Source organism: Streptomyces sp. NBC_01723, from assembly GCF_036246005.1.
Taxonomy (GTDB): domain Bacteria; phylum Actinomycetota; class Actinomycetes; order Streptomycetales; family Streptomycetaceae; genus Streptomyces.
Map to the genome: position 1 here is coordinate 4,796,248 of NZ_CP109171.1, position 16,861 is coordinate 4,813,108.

Sequence of the window (16,861 nt, forward strand, 5' to 3'; positions counted from 1 at the left end):
GTGGACCGCCGGGATGTACTGAGGAAAACCCCACCCCGGCCCCGGCCCACGTCTCAACGTACGACGGGCTGCTTACCGTCTCTTTATCAGGCCCTAGACTCCCGTGCGTACAGATCGCCGAGCAGCAGGCGTTGAGGACAGGGATTGAGGGGACGCACGTGCCGGAACCGACCGTCGGGCTCGCCGCGGACTACTTCCAGTCCTACTCGGTCGTCGCACTGCTCGCCGCGGTGGGCGTGCTCTTCGTCGCCGTGGCCTTCGGAGCCGGGCGGCTGCTGCGGCCCGTGGTCCCGACACCCGAGAAGCTGCTGACGTACGAGTGCGGCGTGGACCCCGTCGGCGAGGGCTGGGCACACACCCAGGTCCGCTACTACGTCTACGCGTTCCTCTACGTCATTTTCGCGGTCGACTCGATCTTCCTCTTCCCCTGGGCGACGGTCTTCGCCGATCCTGGTTATGGAGCGACCACCCTCGTGGAGATGTTCATCTTCCTGGGCTTCCTGGCCGTGGGCCTGCTCTACGCATACAAGAAGGGCGTCCTGTCGTGGACGTGAACCCCTCCGGACCCGTACCGCTCCCGGAGCCCGTACCGCTTCCCGAGCCGAAGCGGCTGGGCACCCTCGCGCGCCTGGCCCCCGAGCCGATGAAGGTCGTCCTGAACTGGGGGCGCCGGTACTCCCTCTGGGTCTTCAACTTCGGCCTCGCCTGCTGCGCGATCGAGTTCATCGCCGCGTCGATGGCCCGCCACGACTTCATCCGGCTCGGCGTCATCCCCTTCGCGCCGGGCCCCCGCCAGGCCGACCTGATGGTCGTCTCGGGCACGGTGACCGACAAGATGGCGCCCGCCGTCAAGCGCCTGTACGAGCAGATGCCCGAGCCCAAGTACGTCATCTCCTTCGGCGCCTGCTCCAACTGCGGCGGCCCGTACTGGGACTCCTACTCCGTGACGAAGGGCGTCGACCAGATCATCCCCGTCGACGTCTACGTCCCAGGCTGCCCGCCGCGCCCCGAGGCGCTGCTCCAGGGGATCCTCAAGCTCCAGGAGAAGATCGCACGGGAGTCGCTGGGGGAGCGGTACGGCACGTCGGGCCGGCCGTCGACGGCCGCGCTGCAGAGCGGACTGGTGCGACCGCCGGGGTCGGGGACGGGTTCCGGACCGGGATCGGGGTCGGGGTCGGGATCGGGGTCGGAATCGGGGTCGGGATCGGGATCGGGCTCAGGGGGTGCGCGATGACGGGCGTCGGCTGGCTGCCCGCCGGCACCGAGGAGCTCTTCGGCCCCGAAGCCGCGGCCGAGGAGTCGTACGACGTCCTGACCGTCGACGTACCGCCGACCTCCTGGATCTCCGCCCTGGAGACCGCCCGTGACCGGCTGGGCTGCACGTACTTCGACTGGCTGAGCGCGGTCGACGAGCCGGGCACGGGGTTCCGCGTCGCGGCACACGTCGTGGCCCTCGGTCCCGTACGCCGGCTGCTGCTGCGCACGACGGTCCCGCACGAGTCACCGGCCCTGCCCACCGCCGTCGCGGTGTACGCGGGCGCGGCCTGGCACGAGCGCGAGACCCACGAGATGTTCGGCGTCGAGTTCGCGGACCATCCCGCGCTGGACCACCTGCTCCTGCCGGAGGGCTTCGAGGGCCACCCGCTGCGGAAGGACTTCGTCCTCGCCGCCCGCGTGGCCAAGGCCTGGCCCGGCGCCAAGGAACCGGGCGAGTCCGACCACGGCGGCCCCCGTCGCCGCCAGATGCTGCCGCCGGGCGTCCCAGACCCCAACGAGTGGGGCCCGCAGAAGGGCCAGCTGCCGCCCGCCCCGGCCCGCCCGGCACGCGGCGCGGGACGTGCGGCCGGAGAGCGCCCGGCTCGCGCGGCCGGTGACCGGCCGGTCCGCCGGACCCGTACGGCGGGCGAGGGCTCCGCCAGTCAGGCATCGCCGCCCGGCACCGGCACCGGTACCGAAGCGCCGTCCACTCCGCGTCGCTCCCGCACGGCGGCGGAGGGCTCGGCGAGCCAGACGCCCACGGCCGACCAGGCGCCTCCGGCCGACGAGTCTTCGGCCGCTCCGGCGCCCCGGCGCAGCCGCAGCGCGTCGCAGGGCTCGGCGAGCCAGCGGGCCGCCACAGACGCGGGACAGCCGGAGAAGACCGGGTCGTCCGGTGAGGCTCCCGCCCCCACCTCCGCACCCCGCAGCCCGGACGCGCCGTGGCATCACGACCGCCCGGCGTTCGACGAGCCGGCGGACAAGCGCGCCGAAGGCGACGCCGCCAGGGAGCCGCAGACTCCCGACGAGCCGGACGAGCCCCAGGAGCCGGACCGGAAGAACTCCGAGAACCCCGAGAACCCCGAGAACTCCGAGAACTCCGAGAACCCCTCAGGAGGCCCGCGGTGAACGACGCCCTCGACGTCACCCTGCGCCTCCTGATCGTGTTCGTCGTCTTCCTCACGTTCCCCTTGATCGTCGGCCAGACCGAGCACAAGGTGATGGCCCACATGCAGGGCCGCCTCGGCCCGATGTACGCCGGCGGCTTCCACGGCTGGGCCCAGCTCGTCGCGGACGGCGTGAAGTTCGCGCAGAAGGAGGACGTGGTCCCGGCCGACGCGGACCGCCGTATCTTCCAGCTCGCCCCCGCCGTCGCCCTGCTGCCGTACCTCCTGGTGCTCCTGGCCATCCCCATCGGCCCCGGCGAGGGCGCGGTCGGCCAGGTCGTCGACGCGGGCGTCTTCTTCGTGCTCGCCGTGATGGGCGTCGGCGTCCTCGGCTCGCTCATGGCCGGGTGGTCCTCCGCCAACAAGTTCTCCCTCCTCGGCGGCCTGCGCACCGCCGCCCAGCTCCTCGCGTACGAACTCCCGATGCTGCTCACCGCCGCCTCGGTGGCCATGGCGGCCGGCACGGTCTCACTGGTCGGCATCCTGAACGCCTTCGAGTGGTGGTGGCTGCCCTGGCAGATCGTCGGCGCGATCGTCTTCTTCGTCGCCGGGCTGGCCGAACTGCAACGCCCCCCGTTCGACATGCCGGTCGCCGACTCGGAGATCATCTTCGGCGCCTACACCGAGTACACCGGCCTGCGCTTCGCCCTGTTCCTCCTCGCCGAGTACGCCGGGATCGTCGTCCTGTGCGGCCTGACCACGGTCCTCTTCCTGGGTGGCTGGCACGGGCCCTGGGGCGCGGACGGCCTCGGCTGGGTGTGGACCCTGCTGAAGACGGCCGTCCTCGCCTTCCTCGTGATCTGGCTGCGCGTGACCTACCCGCGACTGCGTGAGGACCAGCTCCAGAAGCTCTCCTGGACCCTCCTCGTCCCCCTCTCCCTCGCCCAGATCGCCCTCACCGGCATCGTCAAGGTGGTGATCCAGTAACCATGGCCCCCATCCCCGGCTCGGGCCTGGCCAAGGGCCTGGCCGTCACCCTCCGCACGATGACGAAGAAGACCGTCACCGAGCAGTACCCGGACGCCCAGCCCGAACTGCCGCCCCGCACCCGCGGCGTGATCGGCCTGTTCGAGGAGAACTGCACGGTCTGCATGCTGTGCGCCCGCGAGTGCCCCGACTGGTGCATCTACATCGACTCCCACAAGGAGACGGTCCCGGCGGCCACCCCCGGCGGGCGCGACCGCAGCCGCAACGTCCTCGACCGGTTCGCCATCGACTTCTCCCTGTGCATGTACTGCGGTATCTGCATCGAGGTCTGTCCTTTCGACGCCCTGTTCTGGTCCCCGGAGTTCGAGTACGCCGAGACCGACATCCGTGACCTCACCCACGAGCGCGACCGGCTCCGCGACTGGATGTGGACCGTCCCGGCCCCGCCGGCCCTCGACCCCGGCGCCGAGGAGCCGAAGGAACTCGCCGCCGCCCGCAAGACCGCCGACAAACTGGCGGCCCAGCAGGAGTCCGCCCAGCAGGAGCCGGCCCAGCAGGAGTCGGCCGCCGACCCTGAGCAGCCGAAGCCGGAACAGGGGGGCCGGGAATGACCCTCGCCGCGACCGTCCGCCACCTGGCCGCGGACCCCACGACCACGGCCGCCGAAGCACACGGCTTCCTCTCGCCGACCGGCGTCGAGATCGCCTTCCTCCTCGTCGGCCTGGTCACATTCGGCGCCGCCGTCCTCACCGTCACCACCCGGCAGCTGGTCCACGCCGCACTGTGGCTGGTCGTGGCCCTCGGCGGCCTGGCCGTCGAGTACCTCTTGCTCACCGCCGAGTTCATCGCCTGGGTACAGGTCCTCATCTACGTCGGTGCGGTCGTCGTCCTCATCCTGTTCGGCCTGATGCTCACCAGGGCGCCCATCGGCCGGTCCCCGGACGCCGACTCCGGCAACCGCTGGGCGGCCCTCACCGTGGCCGTGGCCGCCGCGGCGGCCCTGGTGTGGGTCGTCGTCGACGCCTTCCGCGCCACCTGGATCGATCTGGACGGTCCGGCGGCCGGCTCGACCGCCGTCACCGGAGCGAGTCTCTTCCAGAACTGGGTCCTCCCCTTCGAAGCCCTCTCCGTCCTCCTCCTCGCCGCGCTGGTCGGCGCGATCGTCCTGTCCCGCAAGGCCAAGGCGGACCGCGCGAGTGACGCGCCCAAGGCCGACGAACCCAAGGTCGATGCGCCCAAGACCGACGGCCCCAAGACCGACGGCCTCACCATGCACGCTCCCAAAGCCGACGCGCCCAAGGCCGACGCGCCGAACGCCGCCGCCAAGGGCGGTGACCGCTGATGCACCTCGCCTATCCCGCCGTCCTCTCCGCCCTCCTGTTCTGCACGGGCCTCTACGGCGTCCTGGCCCGCCGCAACGCGATCCTGGTCCTGATGTCGGTCGAGCTGATGCTCAACGCCGTCAACCTCAACCTGGTCGCCTTCGACGTCTGGCTCAGCAAGGCCGCCGAGGAGACCCTGCACTCCGGCCAGGCCCTGACCCTGTTCACGATCGCCATCGCGGCCGCCGAGATCGGCATCGGCCTGGCGATCGTGCTCGCCGTCCACCGCAACCGCGGCACCGCCGACATCGACAGACTGCGCGACACCGCCGAGGGCCACGAGCCGGACAGCCCCGACACCGACACCCCCGCGACCGGGACGGCCGCCGAGAAGGCTGAGGCCACCGCGTGACCACGACCACCCTCGCCGTACTCGTCCCCCTCCTTCCCTTCCTCGGAGCCGCCGCCGGCCTCCTCCTGGGCCGCACGGCGCCCGGCTTCGTCCGCCCGCTGGCCGTCCTGCCGACCCTGGCCGCCCTCGTCCTCGCCGTCCTGGTCGCCTCCCGCCAGGGCGGTGGCCGGGCCGTGGACGCCGCCACGGAGCTGACGCCCACCGGCTCGGTCCCCGTCGAACTCGCCCTGCACATCGACGGCTTCGCCGCCCTCGTCGCCGTCCTGGTCGGTACCGTCGCCACCTGCGTGCAGATCTACTCGACGGGCTACCTGCGCGACGACCCGCGCTACTCCTCGTACGCCGCGCTCGTCTCCCTGTTCACCTCCGCCATGTTCCTCGTCGTCTACTCCGGCGACCTGATGGTGCTGCTGGTCGGCTGGGAAATCATGGGCATCTGCTCGTACTTCCTGGTCGGCCACTACTGGGAGACCCCGGAGGCGCGCGCCGCCTCCCTCAAGGCCTTCCTGGTGACCAAGCTCGGTGACGTCCCCTTCCTGATCGGTCTGCTCGCGCTGGCCACCGAGGCCGGTTCCTTCCGCATCACGAAGATCCTCGGCGCGGTCGCGAACGGCTCTCTCGACCATCCGACGCTGATCGCCCTGCTGCTCCTGGCCGGCGTGGCGGGCAAGTCGGCGCAGTTCCCGCTGCACACCTGGCTCCCCGACGCGATGGCGGGCCCGACGCCCGTCTCCGCGCTGATCCACGCCGCGACCATGGTCGCCGCCGGTGTCTACTTCGTAGCCAGGCTCCTTCCGGTCTTCGAGGCCTCACGGGCCGCGATGGTCGTCCTCGCCGTCATGGCCGCCGTCACGATGGTCGGTTCGGCGCTCGCCGCGCTCGCCCAGGACGACATCAAACGCGTCCTCGCCTACTCGACGATCGGACAGCTCGGCTACATGACCGGAGCCCTCGCCGCCGGCGACCGCGGTGCCGCCGTCTTCCACCTCCTCACGCACGGCGCCTTCAAGGCGCTGCTCTTCCTCGCCGCCGGCGTGATCATCCACGCCGCCGGCACCAACTCGCTGGCCGCCATGTCCCGCATGCACAACCTGCGCGACCGGGTCCCGGACGCCTACTGGACGATGAGCGTGGCGCTGCTCGCCCTCGCCGCGATCCCTCCCTTCAGCGGCTTCTTCTCCAAGGAGTCCGTCCTCGGCGTCGCGGAGCACGTCGCGACCGGCCACACCGAGCACGCACCCGGCGCCGCGGGCTGGACGGTCCTCGTCGCGGGGCTGATCACGGCCCTGCTCACCGCCGCGTACGCGACGCGCCTGTGGCTGCTGGCCTTCCGCGGGCGGGGCGCCGAGGCCCCCGGCCACGGTCGGCAGTCGGTGGTCATGAACGCCGTGCTCTGGGTGCTCGCCATCCCCTCACTCGCTCTCGGCGGGCTCGCCTTCCGTCTGCTGCCCGACTGGTTCGACGGCCAGGACCTCACCCCGACCCTCACCACCTCCGTGCTCGGCACGGGTGTGGCCCTGATCGGCGGCATCGTGACCTACGCGGCCTGGCGGCACACCACCTCGTTCGCGGCCCGAGTCCCGCTCGGCGCGGTCGCGGCCCACCCGGAGGGCGACGCCGCACTGGTGGAGGCCGAGGCCATCGCCAGTCACGAGCCCGCCTACGGAAACGTCGCCTCCGCCCCCGACCCGTCGGATCCCGGACGGCTCCTGCTGGGCCCGCTGCACCGGCACGCGGCCGCCGGCTTCCACCTGGACGATGTGTACACGACCCTCTTCGTCCGGCCCGTCCAGGCCGGCGCGAGCCTCGTGCGGTTCCTCGACCGTGAGGTCGTCGACACCTACGTACACGGGGCGGGCGCCCTGCCCCGCTGGCTGGGGGCCGCCGTACGACGAGCCCAGACCGGCAATGTGCAGACCTACGTGAGCGCGCTGCTCGCCGGCACCGTCGTCCTCGCGGTCGCCGCCGTCCTCGTCGCCACGGGAGCGTGAGCAGGCGTGATCGATATCAACGAGTCCGTGATGCAGTTCCTTCTGGCGTTCGTCGTCGTCGGGCCGCTCCTGGGGGCCGTCGCCGCTCTGCTGCCCGCCCCGCCCGGGCTGAAGGGGAAGTCGCCCGAGCAGGCCGTCCTGCGGCACGGCGTCACCGTCACCGGCGCCGTCCTCATCGCCGCGATCGTCCTCGTGCTCGGCTTCGACCACGACCATCCGTCGAAGATGCAGGCCAGCACGGACATCAGCTGGATCCCCGCACTCGACGTGCGCATCCACCTCGGCATCGACGGCATCTCCCTCCCCCTTCTGGTCCTGACCGCCCTGCTGACCTTCCTGTGCGCGCTCTACTCGTACTTCAAGCAGCGGCAGGAGCCGCCGACGGAGGCGCGGGCCGCGGGCCACGGCCCGAAGGGCTTCGTCGCGCTGCTGCTCGTCCTGGAGTCCGGCACCCTCGCGACCTTCGCCGCCCTCGACCTGATCCTGTTCTTCCTCGCCTTCGAGATGGTCCTCATCCCGATGTACTTCCTCATCGCCCGCTGGGGCGGCGAGGGACGGGCCGCGGCCGCCTGGAAGTTCATCCTCTTCACGCTCCTCGGCTCCGTCGTCATGCTGCTCGGCCTGCTCCTGATCGGAATCACGGCGGGCACATTCGACATGGTGGCACTCGCCACTGACAACGGCCGGTCGTTGACCACATCCGTGCAGGTCATCGCGGTTCTGGCGATCGGGATCGGGCTGGCGGTGAAGACCCCGATGTGGCCGCTGCACAGCTGGCTGCCGGACGCCCACACCGCCGCGCCGACCGTCGGCTCGGTGCTGCTGGCCGGCGTCCTGCTCAAGATGGGTACGTACGGGTTCGTCCGGATCCTGCTGCCGGTCGCGCCGGACGGGTTCCGCACCTTCGCGCCCTACCTCGCCGCCTTCGCCGTGGTCGGCATCATCTACGGCTCCCTGGCCTGCCTGGCCCTGGCCAAGAGGGGTGCGAAGGGCGATCTCAAGCGCCTCATCGCCTACTCCTCCGTCGGCCACATGGGCTTCGTCCTGCTCGGCATCGCGACCATGACCCCGACCGGCGTGAACGGCGCCCTCTTCGCCAACATCGCACACGGCCTCATCACCGGCCTGCTCTTCTTCGTCGTCGGCGCCCTCAAGGACCGCACCGGCACCACCGACCTCGACACCCTCGCCGAGGAGACCGGCGCCGCCCTGTACGGCAAGGCACCCCGCCTCGGCGGCCTGCTCGCCTTCGCCGCGGTCGCCTCGCTCGGCCTGCCGGGCCTGGCCGGGTTCTGGGGCGAGATGCTGGCCCTGTTCGGCGCCTTCGACCCCCACGACGACCTCAGCCGCCCCGCCTTCCTCACGTTCATGGTGATCGCCGCGTTCGGCACCCTGCTGACGGCCGCGTACATGCTGATCGTGGTCCGCCGCGTCTGCATGGGCGCCCTGCCGCGCGAAGCCCCGAGGCTCGCCGACGTACGCACGTACGAGTTCGCCGCGTGGACCCCGCTCGTCGTCCTCACCATCGTCGCCGGGCTGTGGCCCAGGACCCTCCTCGGGCTGACCGACCCGGCCGTGCAGCAGCTCCTCTCAGGAGGCACCCGATGAGCTTCCAGGCCCACCCCGTCGCCGGGACCGCCCCACAGCCGCTGGCCCAGAACCTCGTCCAGTCGGTCGACTGGCTCGCCATCGCGCCGCCCACCATCGCGGCCGTCGTCGGACTCGCCGTCCTCGTCACCGACCTCTTCGTCAGGGACGCCCGCAAGTCGCTGCTCGGCTGGATGTCGGTCGCCGGCCTCGCCGCCTCCGCCCTCATGCTGCTGCCCCTGGTGAACGGCGACCGCTCGACGTTCTGCCAGACCGGCGACGCCGACGTCTGCAGCTACACCGCGGACACCTTCACCCTCGCCATCCAGTTCCTGGTCCTCGGCGGGGCCCTCCTGACCGCGCTCCTCTCGGTCACCGCCGTCAAGGACGCCGACCGGGGGCTGCCCGAGGGCGAGTTCTGGTTCCTGCTGCTCTCCTCGGCGGCCGGCGCCGCGCTGCTGCCCGCCTCCCGCGACCTCGCGACCCTGATCGTCGCCCTGGAGGTCGCCTCCCTCCCCGCCTTCGCCCTGGTGGGCCTGCGACAGGGCGACCGCCGGTCCTCCGAAGCCGCCCTCAAGTTCTTCCTGTCCTCGGTCACCGCGACCGCGGTCAGCCTCATGGGCATCAGCTTCGTGTACGCCACCACCGGCACCCTTTACCTCACCCAGGTGGCCGACCGCATCCAGAGCGTCGACGGGCAGCTCACCACGCTCGCCCAGACCGGCGTCGTCCTCACCCTCGTCGGCTTCGCCTTCAAGACGGCCGCCGTGCCCTTCCACTTCTGGGTGCCCGACACCTACGTGGGCGCGCCCCTGCCGATCGCGGCCTACCTGTCGGTGATCGGCAAGGCGGTCGGCTTCTCCGGCCTGATCCTCGTCACGGTCATCGCCCTGCCGTCCTACGCCGACGTCTGGGGACCGGCCCTCGCGGCGCTGGCCGCGCTCACCATGACCGTCGGCAACGTCGGAGCCCTCCGGCAGCAGGCCACGCGCGCGTACAGCGCGGTACGGCTGCTCGCCTGGTCGTCCGTCGGCCAGGCCGGCTACCTCCTGGTGCCGATCGCCGCCGCCGCGTACTCCGACGACCCCGAGCGGTCCATCGGCTCCACGGTCGCCTACGCGCTCATGTACGCCGCCGTGAACCTCGGCGCCTTCGCGGTGGCCGCCGTGGTGGGCCGTACGAGGTCCCTGAACCGCGTCGCCGACTACCGCGGCCTGTACGCGTCCAATCCCCTGACCGCCCTGCTCCTGGCGTTCTTCCTGCTCTGCCTTGCGGGACTGCCGCCCGGCATCATCGGCCTCTTCGCCAAGGTCACGGTCTTCTCCGCGGCCGTCGACGCCGGGCTCGGCTGGCTGGCCGTCGTCATGGCGGTCAACGTCGTGATCGCGCTGTTCTACTACCTCCAGTGGACGGCCCAGCTGTTCCGGGCGCCCGAGGAGCCGACCGTCGGCCACCACGTGCCCGTCCCCCTCACGGCGGCGATCACCGTGACCGCGGTCCTCGCCCTCGCCCTCTCCGGAGCACCCCAGCTGATCCTCCGCTTCACCGACACCGGTCTCTTCTGAGCACAGCCGCTCCGGCACCCGCGCGTGCCGCACCCGGCGTCCACGCGCGTGCCGACGCCGCGGCCGTCACCCGTACGGACCACCCGCCCCGCCGTGAGCGCCGGGGAACTGGTGGCCCTCGCCTGGCGTTGACCAGTACGGAAGGGTCCACTGGACGTGATGCCACGGCACCAGTGGCACCGGAGACCAGGAAGCAACCACAGCGAGCGAGACCAGCAAGCGAAGGGTTCCCCTGCCGCACCACTTGGAGGGCGTACCGTGCACCGCCGGCACAACGGGCTCAGGACCGCAGTACTCCTCGGGGGACTGTCGGCGCTCATCATCGTCATCGGCAGCTTCTTCGGCCGAGCGGGGCTTGTCGTCGCCGTCCTCGTCGCCCTGGGCACCAACGCGTACGCGTACTGGAACAGCGACAAGCTGGCCCTGCGCGCGATGCGGGCCCGCCCGGTCAGCGAGTTCGAGGCCCCGGCGCTGTACCGCATGGTCCGAGACCTCTCCACGCAGGCCCGCCAGCCCATGCCGCGCCTCTACATCTCACCGACCGAGGCACCCAACGCCTTCGCGACCGGACGCAACCCGCGCAACGCGGCCGTGTGCTGCACCGAAGGCATCATGCGCCTGCTCGACGAGCGTGAACTGCGCGGCGTCATCGGGCACGAACTCAGCCATGTCTACAACCGGGACATCCTGATCTCGTCCGTCGCGGGCGCCCTCGCCTCCGTGATCATGTTCCTGGTCAACTTCGCCTGGCTGATCCCCATCGGACGCTCCAACGACGATGACGGACCCGGTCTGCTGGGCATGCTCCTCATCATGCTTCTCGGTCCGCTCGCAGCCACCGTCATCCAGCTGGCGATCAGCCGCTCCAGGGAGTACGAGGCCGACGCCTCCGGTGCGCAGCTCACCGGCGATCCCCTCGCCCTCGCCAGCGCCCTGCGCAAACTCGAAACGGGTACCAAGCAGCTTCCGCTGCCTCCGGAACCCCGTATCGAGACCGCCAGCCACATGATGATCGCCAACCCGTTCCGACCAGGACAGGGGCTGTCGAAGATGTTCTCCACCCACCCGCCGATGGCGGAGCGAATCGCCCGGCTCGAAAAGATGGCAGGTCGTCAGCAGTGAAGACCATCCTCAACGTCATTTGGCTCGTGCTCAGCGGCTTCTGGCTGTTCCTCGCCTACCTGCTCGCGGGCGCGCTGCTCTGCATCACGATCATCGGCATCCCGTTCGGGATCGCGGCCTTCCGCATCGGCGTCTACGCCCTGTGGCCCTTCGGCTACACGGCGGTCGAGCGCCCGGGCGCAGGAGCCCCCTCCTGCGTCGGCAACGTGCTGTGGCTGGTCCTGGCCGGCTGGTGGCTGGCCCTCGGCCACATCGTCACCGGCATCGCGCTCTGCGTCACGATCATCGGCATCCCGCTGGGCATCGCCAACTTCAAGCTGATCCCCGTCTCGCTGCTCCCGATGGGACGCGAGATCGTACGGACGGACCAGCCGTTCACGGCCACCGCGGGCGACCGGCGGACGGGTTGGTAGAACGAGCCTGGAGCGCTCGTTGTCCACAACTTCCGGGTTGTCCACAGGCCCGCTCGATTGTCGGTGGCGGCCTGCATGATGAATGCATGAGCGAGAACGAGCAGTTGCTGGCACGGGTGGCCGACAAGGCACGCAACACCCGCCCCTGGGGCTGGGATTCCCTGCCCGCGCCCGTCGACGGGACGACCCCGCCCCGGGCCGAGGCAGCCCTGGGCTTCTCCCTCCCTCCGCTGCTCGCCGAGCTGTATACGCGGATAGGGGACGGGGGGTTCGGCCCGGAGTACGGCCTGCTGCCCCTGCTCGACAACCCGCCCTCCGGCGAGCCGGCCGCCGTCACCCAGTACCTCGCCAACCGCGAGAGCGGCCTGAAGGACCCCGACTGGCCCTGGCCCGAGGGCGTCCTCCCGATATCCCACTGGGGCTGCGCGATGTACGCCTGCGTGGACTGCCACTCCCCACAGGCCACCGTCCTCCTCTTCGAGCCCAACGCCGACGACGCCGACCACGCCTGGTACGTCGACGCCCCGAGCCTCACGGACTGGCTGCACACCTGGCTCGACGGCACGGGCTGGTACGAGGAGGCCAACGAGGGCCCGGAACCGCTCCCGTGGACCGACTTCCCCCTGCGCGCGGGAAGAGGGCCCACGGCGGCCGCACCCCCGGCCCAGGCGTCCTGAGAAGGCCGAGGCACAACCGCCTCGCGGCCTCCCGCCCGACGGCCCTCCCGCCCCCGCGGTCACCTACCGCGAGACCTGCTGCCCCCGCACGCCGTACGCGACGACACCCACCGCCAGCACACCCACACCCACGACGACCGACACCGCCGGAAGCGAGAAGGCGAGCACCACGCACCCGATCAGACCCAGCGCCGGTACCACCCGCGACGTCCTCGACCGGTCGAGCGTCCAGGCCGACGCGTTGGCCACCGCGTAGTACACGAGCACACCGAAGGAGGAGAAGCCGATCGCGTCCCGCACGTCCACCGTGGCCGCCAGGACGGCGACCACCGCGCCCACGGCCAACTCTGCCCGGTGCGGCACCTGAAAACGCGGATGCACCGCGGCCAGCGCTTCGGGCAAATGACGGTCCCGGGCCATGGCGAGAGTCGTCCGTGAGACGCCCAGGATCAACGCCAGCAGCGAGCCCAGCGCCGCCACCGCCGCGCCCACTCGCACGACCGGTACGAGCCCCGGCACACCGGCCGCCCGCACCGCGTCCGCCAGCGGCGCCGGCGCCTGCCCCAGCCCGACCGGGCCCAGCACGGAGAGGACGGCCACCGCGACACACACGTACACCGCCAGCGTGATCCCCAGGGCCAGCGGGATCGCGCGGGGAATGGTGCGCCGAGGATCCCGCACCTCCTCACCGAGGGTCGCGATCCGGGCGTACCCCGCGAACGCGAAGAACAGCAGCCCGGCCGCCTCCAGAACCCCGCCGGGGCCCTCCGACAACCCGATGTCCAGCCGCCCGGCATCGGACCGCCCCGACCCGAGGCAGACCACCACCACGGAAGCGAGGACAGCCAGGACGACCGCCACGATCACCCGCGTCAGCCAGGCGGACTTCTGAATGCCGCCGTAGTTCACCGCGGTCAGCGCCACCACGGCCGCGACCGCCACCACATGCGCCCACTCCGGCCAGACGTACGCGCCCACGGTGAGCGCCATGGCAGCACAGGAGGCCGTCTTCCCGACGATGAACGACCAGCCCGCGAGGTACCCCCAGAACTCCCCGAGCCGCTCGCGCCCGTAGACGTACGTGCCGCCCGAAACCGGATGGCGGGCGGCCAGCCACGCCGAGGACATGGCGTTGCAGTAGGCCACCACGGCCGCCACCGCGAGGCCGATCAGCAACCCCGACCCGCCCGCGCGCGCCGCCGGCGCCAGGGCGGCGAAGATCCCGGCGCCGATCATCGAGCCGAGCCCGACGACGACGGCGTCACCCACACCCAGCGTGCGACGCAGCTCAGAATCCGCAGGTGTCATGGGTCGCACCATACTGATCAGCGCAACCACCGGACGCGCTCGCAACGTCCTCCCCGTCAAGAGGACATGAACACCGCGACCGCGAAGGAAAGAGCCCACAGCACTGGGAAGGTGCGGGCACAGCGAGAAAGGGCAGGGTCACGGCATGACCGTCATCAGCTGGATCATCCTGGGACTGTTGGCCGGAGCCATCGCCAAGGTCCTGTTGCCGGGACGGGACCCCGGAGGGCTGATCGGCACGACCGTGATCGGCATCGCGGGGGCGTTCATCGGCGGCTGGATATCCGCCCGCTGGCTGGACCACCCGATCAGCAAGGACTTCTACGACGGCGCCACCTGGGCGGCGGCCATCGGCGGTGCACTGGTGCTCCTGATCGCCTACCGGCTTCTCTTCGGCAACTCACGCGACTGAACGCGATCGACCGCGCGTGAACCGCGGACGGGAGGGGTGGGCGCCGCCGGGCGCCCGCCCCTCCCGTTTGTAGCAACTCACCGGTAGTTGACGAACTGCAGCGCGAAGTCGAAGTCCTGGCCCTTCAGCAGGGTGATGACGGTCTGCAGGTCGTCACGGCTCTTCGACGAGACCCGCAGCTCCTCACCCTGCACCTGGGCCTTCACGCCCTTGGGGCCCTCGTCGCGGATGAGCTTGGCCACCTTCTTCGCGTTCTCCTGGGAGATGCCCTCCTCGATCGACGCGAAGATCTTGTACTCCTTGCCGGAGAGCTGCGGCTCGCCCGCGTCCAGAGCCTTCAGCGAGATGCCGCGCTTGATCAGCTTGGACTGGAAGACGTCGAGGACGGCGCTCACCCGGTCCTCGGAGTTGGCCTCCATGAGGATCTTCTCGCCGGACCACGAGATCGAGGCGCCCACGCCCTTGAAGTCGTAGCGCTGCGAGATCTCCTTGGCGGCCTGGTTGAGGGCGTTGTCGACCTCCTGCCGCTCGACCTTCGAGACGATGTCGAAACTGGAGTCGGCCATGTCCTGTGGCTCCTTGTATCTGGGTGCGTGTCGGCCCCGTATCGGGCCCGTACCGGCATGTGTCGGCGGCCGCCGAGCCCGCCAGGGTCCCTCGGCCGCATCCGGACCAGCCTAGCCACCCGCCGACCCCCGAGCGGCGATCAATCGGGTGGCGAAGCACCCCGCCACATCAGGTATTGTTTACGTCGTTGCCACGGAGCGCCGCCGAAAAGCGGCTCGACGGGCAGCAACCCCCGGCGGTGTGCCCGAGCGGCCAAAGGGAGCAGACTGTAAATCTGCCGGCTCAGCCTTCCCAGGTTCGAATCCTGGCGCCGCCACACGACCGAAAGGGTCTGTGACCAGCAGCAATGCTGGTCACAGACCCTTTCGGCGTTTACGGACCGACGATGAGAGCAGGTCAGGGGCGTCGTCAGGGACCGCCGGGATGACCGGCCGTTGCCATGGCCTCCGTTGCCACCCGTTGCAGCGCTCGGTTCGTGATCCAGCTGTTCTTCCCGCCGGTCAGGTGTGCCACGGCACGGCCCACCCATTCCGGGTCGCCGAGCAGGTGGAGCTTCCCCTCGTCGACGAGCTGCCGGAGCAGGCTCTCCAGCCGGAGGGCGTCCACCGCCCGATACGGGCGCGTGTGCTGGTCGAAGCGCAGTGGGTGATCCTCGTACGGGTGGCGCAGCGTCATGTGCATCCAGCCGCCGCTGCTCCCGGCGACCCTTCCCCTCAGCGTGTACATGCCCCTGCTGGTTGAGCTCCAGGGGTGTTTGCCCCAGCTGAACGAGATGCCGGTCATGATCCTGGACCACGGGATCAGCCGTCCCTCTGAGCCTGGCTCGTGCTGGTGGAGCCCGTCCGGGCGGAACTCCACCCAGTGGGCGTCAGAGCGCCTGGCGTCTCCGACTCCCCAGTGCCCGCTGACCAGTTCCAACGGTCCCAGGTGCGTGCCCTCCGCCACCATGCCCATCATTGTCATTGAATCAAACTGTTGCGCTGTCTCCGCGAGTGCTGTCCGGCCGTGCCGTACACCTGAGCACTCGCCGGACATCAGGGGCCCTTCATCATGTGCCTCGCCCAAGAGGCTCGCGTCCGTGGCCCCCCGGCGGGCGTGCGATGCGGGCAGACTGGGGCCATGGCCTCGTCCTCCCGTCGCAGAATGTGCCCCGAGTGCCGTCGCGAGATCGCCGTCGTCGCGGGGCGGTACGCGCGTCATGACCCGCCCGGAGCGCGGGGCGGCGGTGAGCTGGTGTCCTGTCCCGGATCGCGGCGGACGGCGCAACTCGGGGCGGCGCAGCCGTCCTTGGACGGGTATGTCGTCCCCGACTTCCCCGGACAGCTGCCCCTGTTCTGACCGCGTCCCGCGTCCGCCCGGCGCCTCCTGCCCGCCCCCGCGACCCGTTCGCCCCGCCCGGCCCGGGAGCCCGTCCTCAGTTCCCGGCCACCGACTTCACCGCCACCGACACCGGTGTCGAACCGCTGATCAGCTCCAGGGTCAGGCCGTGCGTCGCCGGGGTGTCGACCAGTTCGGCCAGGGCCGCGGCCACGTCGTCGCGCGGGACGGGGCCGCGGCCGGTGTGGGCCTCCAGCCGTACGAGGCCGGTGCCCGCGTCGTCCGTCAGCATGCCGGGGCGCAGGATCGTCCAGTCCAGCGCGTCCAGTGAGCGCACGTGCGCGTCGGCCTCGCCCTTGGCGCGCAGGTAGACGTCGAAGATCTCGTCGCCCTGGTGCGCGGGGTCGGCGCCCATGGAGGACACGACCACGAAGCGCCGTACGCCCGCCCGGACCGCCGCGTCCGCGAAGAGGACCGCCGCCGACTTGTCCACCGTGTCCTTGCGGGCCACCCCGCTTCCAGGCCCCGCCCCCGCGGCGAAGACCGCCGCGTCGGCGCCCCGCAGGCACTCCGCGACCTCCTCCAGCGAGGCCGACTCCAGATCGAGCACGATCGGTTCGGCACCGGCCGCGCGGAGATCGTCGGCCTGTGCGGCCTTGCGGATGATGCCCGCCACCTCGTCGCCGCGCGCGGCGAGCAACCGCTCCAGCCGCAGCGCGATCTGACCATGACCACCAGCGATGACAATGCGCATGTCTTCGACCGTACGCCCCGACAGCCGCCCCCGCCGCACGACTTCGGCCCCGCTCCCCGGCACG

Annotated in this window: 19 protein-coding genes and 1 tRNA gene; 16 read left to right on the forward strand and 4 right to left on the reverse strand. The window is 71.0% G+C overall.

Going from position 1 to position 16,861, the window contains the following annotated elements; all coding sequences use genetic code 11:
* Positions 1–158: 158 nt before the first annotated feature.
* The 13 genes from OIE75_RS22255 (at position 159) to OIE75_RS22315 (ending at position 12,439) form a co-directional block, all read left to right on the forward strand.
* Positions 159–554 carry an NADH-quinone oxidoreductase subunit A gene (locus tag OIE75_RS22255; RefSeq protein WP_206328601.1) on the forward strand — a complete coding sequence of 132 codons (396 nt, stop codon included), beginning with the start codon at positions 159–161 and terminating at the stop codon, positions 552–554.
* On the forward strand, positions 545–1,234 hold the full coding sequence (locus OIE75_RS22260) for an NADH-quinone oxidoreductase subunit B (protein WP_329471943.1): 690 nt from the start codon (positions 545–547) through the stop codon (positions 1,232–1,234). The genes OIE75_RS22255 and OIE75_RS22260 overlap by 10 nt, the downstream gene beginning before the upstream one ends.
* Complete coding sequence (locus OIE75_RS22265) at positions 1,231–2,385, forward strand: NADH-quinone oxidoreductase subunit C (protein ID WP_329471944.1); 1,155 nt, start codon at positions 1,231–1,233, stop codon at positions 2,383–2,385. Before OIE75_RS22260 ends, OIE75_RS22265 begins: the two co-directional genes overlap by 4 nt.
* Positions 2,382–3,350, forward strand: coding sequence for a complex I subunit 1/NuoH family protein (locus tag OIE75_RS22270; RefSeq protein WP_329471946.1), 969 nt, complete (start codon positions 2,382–2,384; stop codon positions 3,348–3,350). Before OIE75_RS22265 ends, OIE75_RS22270 begins: the two co-directional genes overlap by 4 nt.
* A 2-nt stretch (positions 3,351–3,352) precedes the next feature.
* Positions 3,353–3,961 carry a NuoI/complex I 23 kDa subunit family protein gene (locus tag OIE75_RS22275; RefSeq protein WP_329471947.1) on the forward strand — a complete coding sequence of 203 codons (609 nt, stop codon included), beginning with the start codon at positions 3,353–3,355 and terminating at the stop codon, positions 3,959–3,961.
* Complete coding sequence (locus OIE75_RS22280) at positions 3,958–4,692, forward strand: NADH-quinone oxidoreductase subunit J family protein (RefSeq protein WP_329471948.1); 735 nt, start codon at positions 3,958–3,960, stop codon at positions 4,690–4,692. Before OIE75_RS22275 ends, OIE75_RS22280 begins: the two co-directional genes overlap by 4 nt.
* The gene (gene nuoK / locus OIE75_RS22285; RefSeq protein WP_329471949.1) at positions 4,692–5,084 is read left to right on the forward strand and encodes an NADH-quinone oxidoreductase subunit NuoK; all 393 of its coding nucleotides are present in this window, start codon (positions 4,692–4,694) and stop codon (positions 5,082–5,084) included. The genes OIE75_RS22280 and nuoK overlap by 1 nt, the downstream gene beginning before the upstream one ends.
* The gene (locus tag OIE75_RS22290; RefSeq protein ID WP_329471950.1) at positions 5,081–7,075 is read left to right on the forward strand and encodes an NADH-quinone oxidoreductase subunit 5 family protein; all 1,995 of its coding nucleotides are present in this window, start codon (positions 5,081–5,083) and stop codon (positions 7,073–7,075) included. The genes nuoK and OIE75_RS22290 overlap by 4 nt, the downstream gene beginning before the upstream one ends.
* A 6-nt stretch (positions 7,076–7,081) precedes the next feature.
* Positions 7,082–8,683 (forward strand): complex I subunit 4 family protein, encoded by a 1,602-nt coding sequence (locus OIE75_RS22295; RefSeq protein WP_329471951.1) that lies wholly within the window; start codon positions 7,082–7,084, stop codon positions 8,681–8,683.
* Entirely contained in the window at positions 8,680–10,227 is a 1,548-nt protein-coding gene (locus tag OIE75_RS22300) for an NADH-quinone oxidoreductase subunit N (protein ID WP_329471952.1), read from the forward strand. The genes OIE75_RS22295 and OIE75_RS22300 overlap by 4 nt, the downstream gene beginning before the upstream one ends.
* A gap of 258 nt (positions 10,228–10,485) precedes the next feature.
* Entirely contained in the window at positions 10,486–11,349 is an 864-nt protein-coding gene (gene htpX, locus OIE75_RS22305) for a zinc metalloprotease HtpX (protein WP_234957987.1), read from the forward strand.
* Positions 11,346–11,762 carry a YccF domain-containing protein gene (locus OIE75_RS22310; RefSeq protein WP_122615719.1) on the forward strand — a complete coding sequence of 139 codons (417 nt, stop codon included), beginning with the start codon at positions 11,346–11,348 and terminating at the stop codon, positions 11,760–11,762. The genes htpX and OIE75_RS22310 overlap by 4 nt, the downstream gene beginning before the upstream one ends.
* Before the next feature lie 86 nt (positions 11,763–11,848).
* Positions 11,849–12,439 carry an SMI1/KNR4 family protein gene (locus OIE75_RS22315; protein ID WP_329471953.1) on the forward strand — a complete coding sequence of 197 codons (591 nt, stop codon included), beginning with the start codon at positions 11,849–11,851 and terminating at the stop codon, positions 12,437–12,439.
* Positions 12,440–12,502: 63 nt separating this feature from the next.
* Here OIE75_RS22315 and OIE75_RS22320 read toward each other — a convergent pair whose 3' ends face one another.
* Positions 12,503–13,747: an APC family permease gene (locus tag OIE75_RS22320; RefSeq protein ID WP_329471954.1), complete on the reverse strand. Its 1,245-nt coding sequence runs from the start codon at positions 13,745–13,747 to the stop codon at positions 12,503–12,505.
* 145 nt (positions 13,748–13,892) lie between these two features.
* On the opposite strand from OIE75_RS22320, the gene OIE75_RS22325 reads away from it, so the two are divergent.
* Positions 13,893–14,159 (forward strand): GlsB/YeaQ/YmgE family stress response membrane protein, encoded by a 267-nt coding sequence (locus tag OIE75_RS22325; RefSeq protein WP_307014506.1) that lies wholly within the window; start codon positions 13,893–13,895, stop codon positions 14,157–14,159.
* A 77-nt stretch (positions 14,160–14,236) separates the two neighbouring features.
* Here OIE75_RS22325 and OIE75_RS22330 read toward each other — a convergent pair whose 3' ends face one another.
* A complete protein-coding gene (locus OIE75_RS22330; RefSeq protein ID WP_125495720.1) occupies positions 14,237–14,725 on the reverse strand; it encodes a YajQ family cyclic di-GMP-binding protein in 489 nt (162 codons plus the stop codon).
* 235 nt (positions 14,726–14,960) lie between these two features.
* Here OIE75_RS22330 and OIE75_RS22335 point away from each other — a divergent pair.
* Positions 14,961–15,042: transfer RNA gene (locus tag OIE75_RS22335), tRNA-Tyr, on the forward strand.
* 92 nt (positions 15,043–15,134) lie between these two features.
* On the opposite strand, the gene OIE75_RS22340 is transcribed toward OIE75_RS22335, so the two are convergent.
* Complete coding sequence (locus OIE75_RS22340; protein ID WP_329471955.1) at positions 15,135–15,452, reverse strand: hypothetical protein; 318 nt, start codon at positions 15,450–15,452, stop codon at positions 15,135–15,137.
* Positions 15,453–15,845: 393 nt separating this feature from the next.
* Between OIE75_RS22340 and OIE75_RS22345 the strand changes: the two genes are divergently transcribed.
* Entirely contained in the window at positions 15,846–16,064 is a 219-nt protein-coding gene (locus tag OIE75_RS22345; protein WP_125495718.1) for a hypothetical protein, read from the forward strand.
* Positions 16,065–16,140: 76 nt separating this feature from the next.
* Here the strand turns inward: OIE75_RS22345 and OIE75_RS22350 are convergent, their stop codons facing one another.
* Positions 16,141–16,797 carry an SDR family oxidoreductase gene (locus OIE75_RS22350; RefSeq protein WP_329471956.1) on the reverse strand — a complete coding sequence of 219 codons (657 nt, stop codon included), beginning with the start codon at positions 16,795–16,797 and terminating at the stop codon, positions 16,141–16,143.
* Positions 16,798–16,861: the final 64 nt, after the last annotated feature.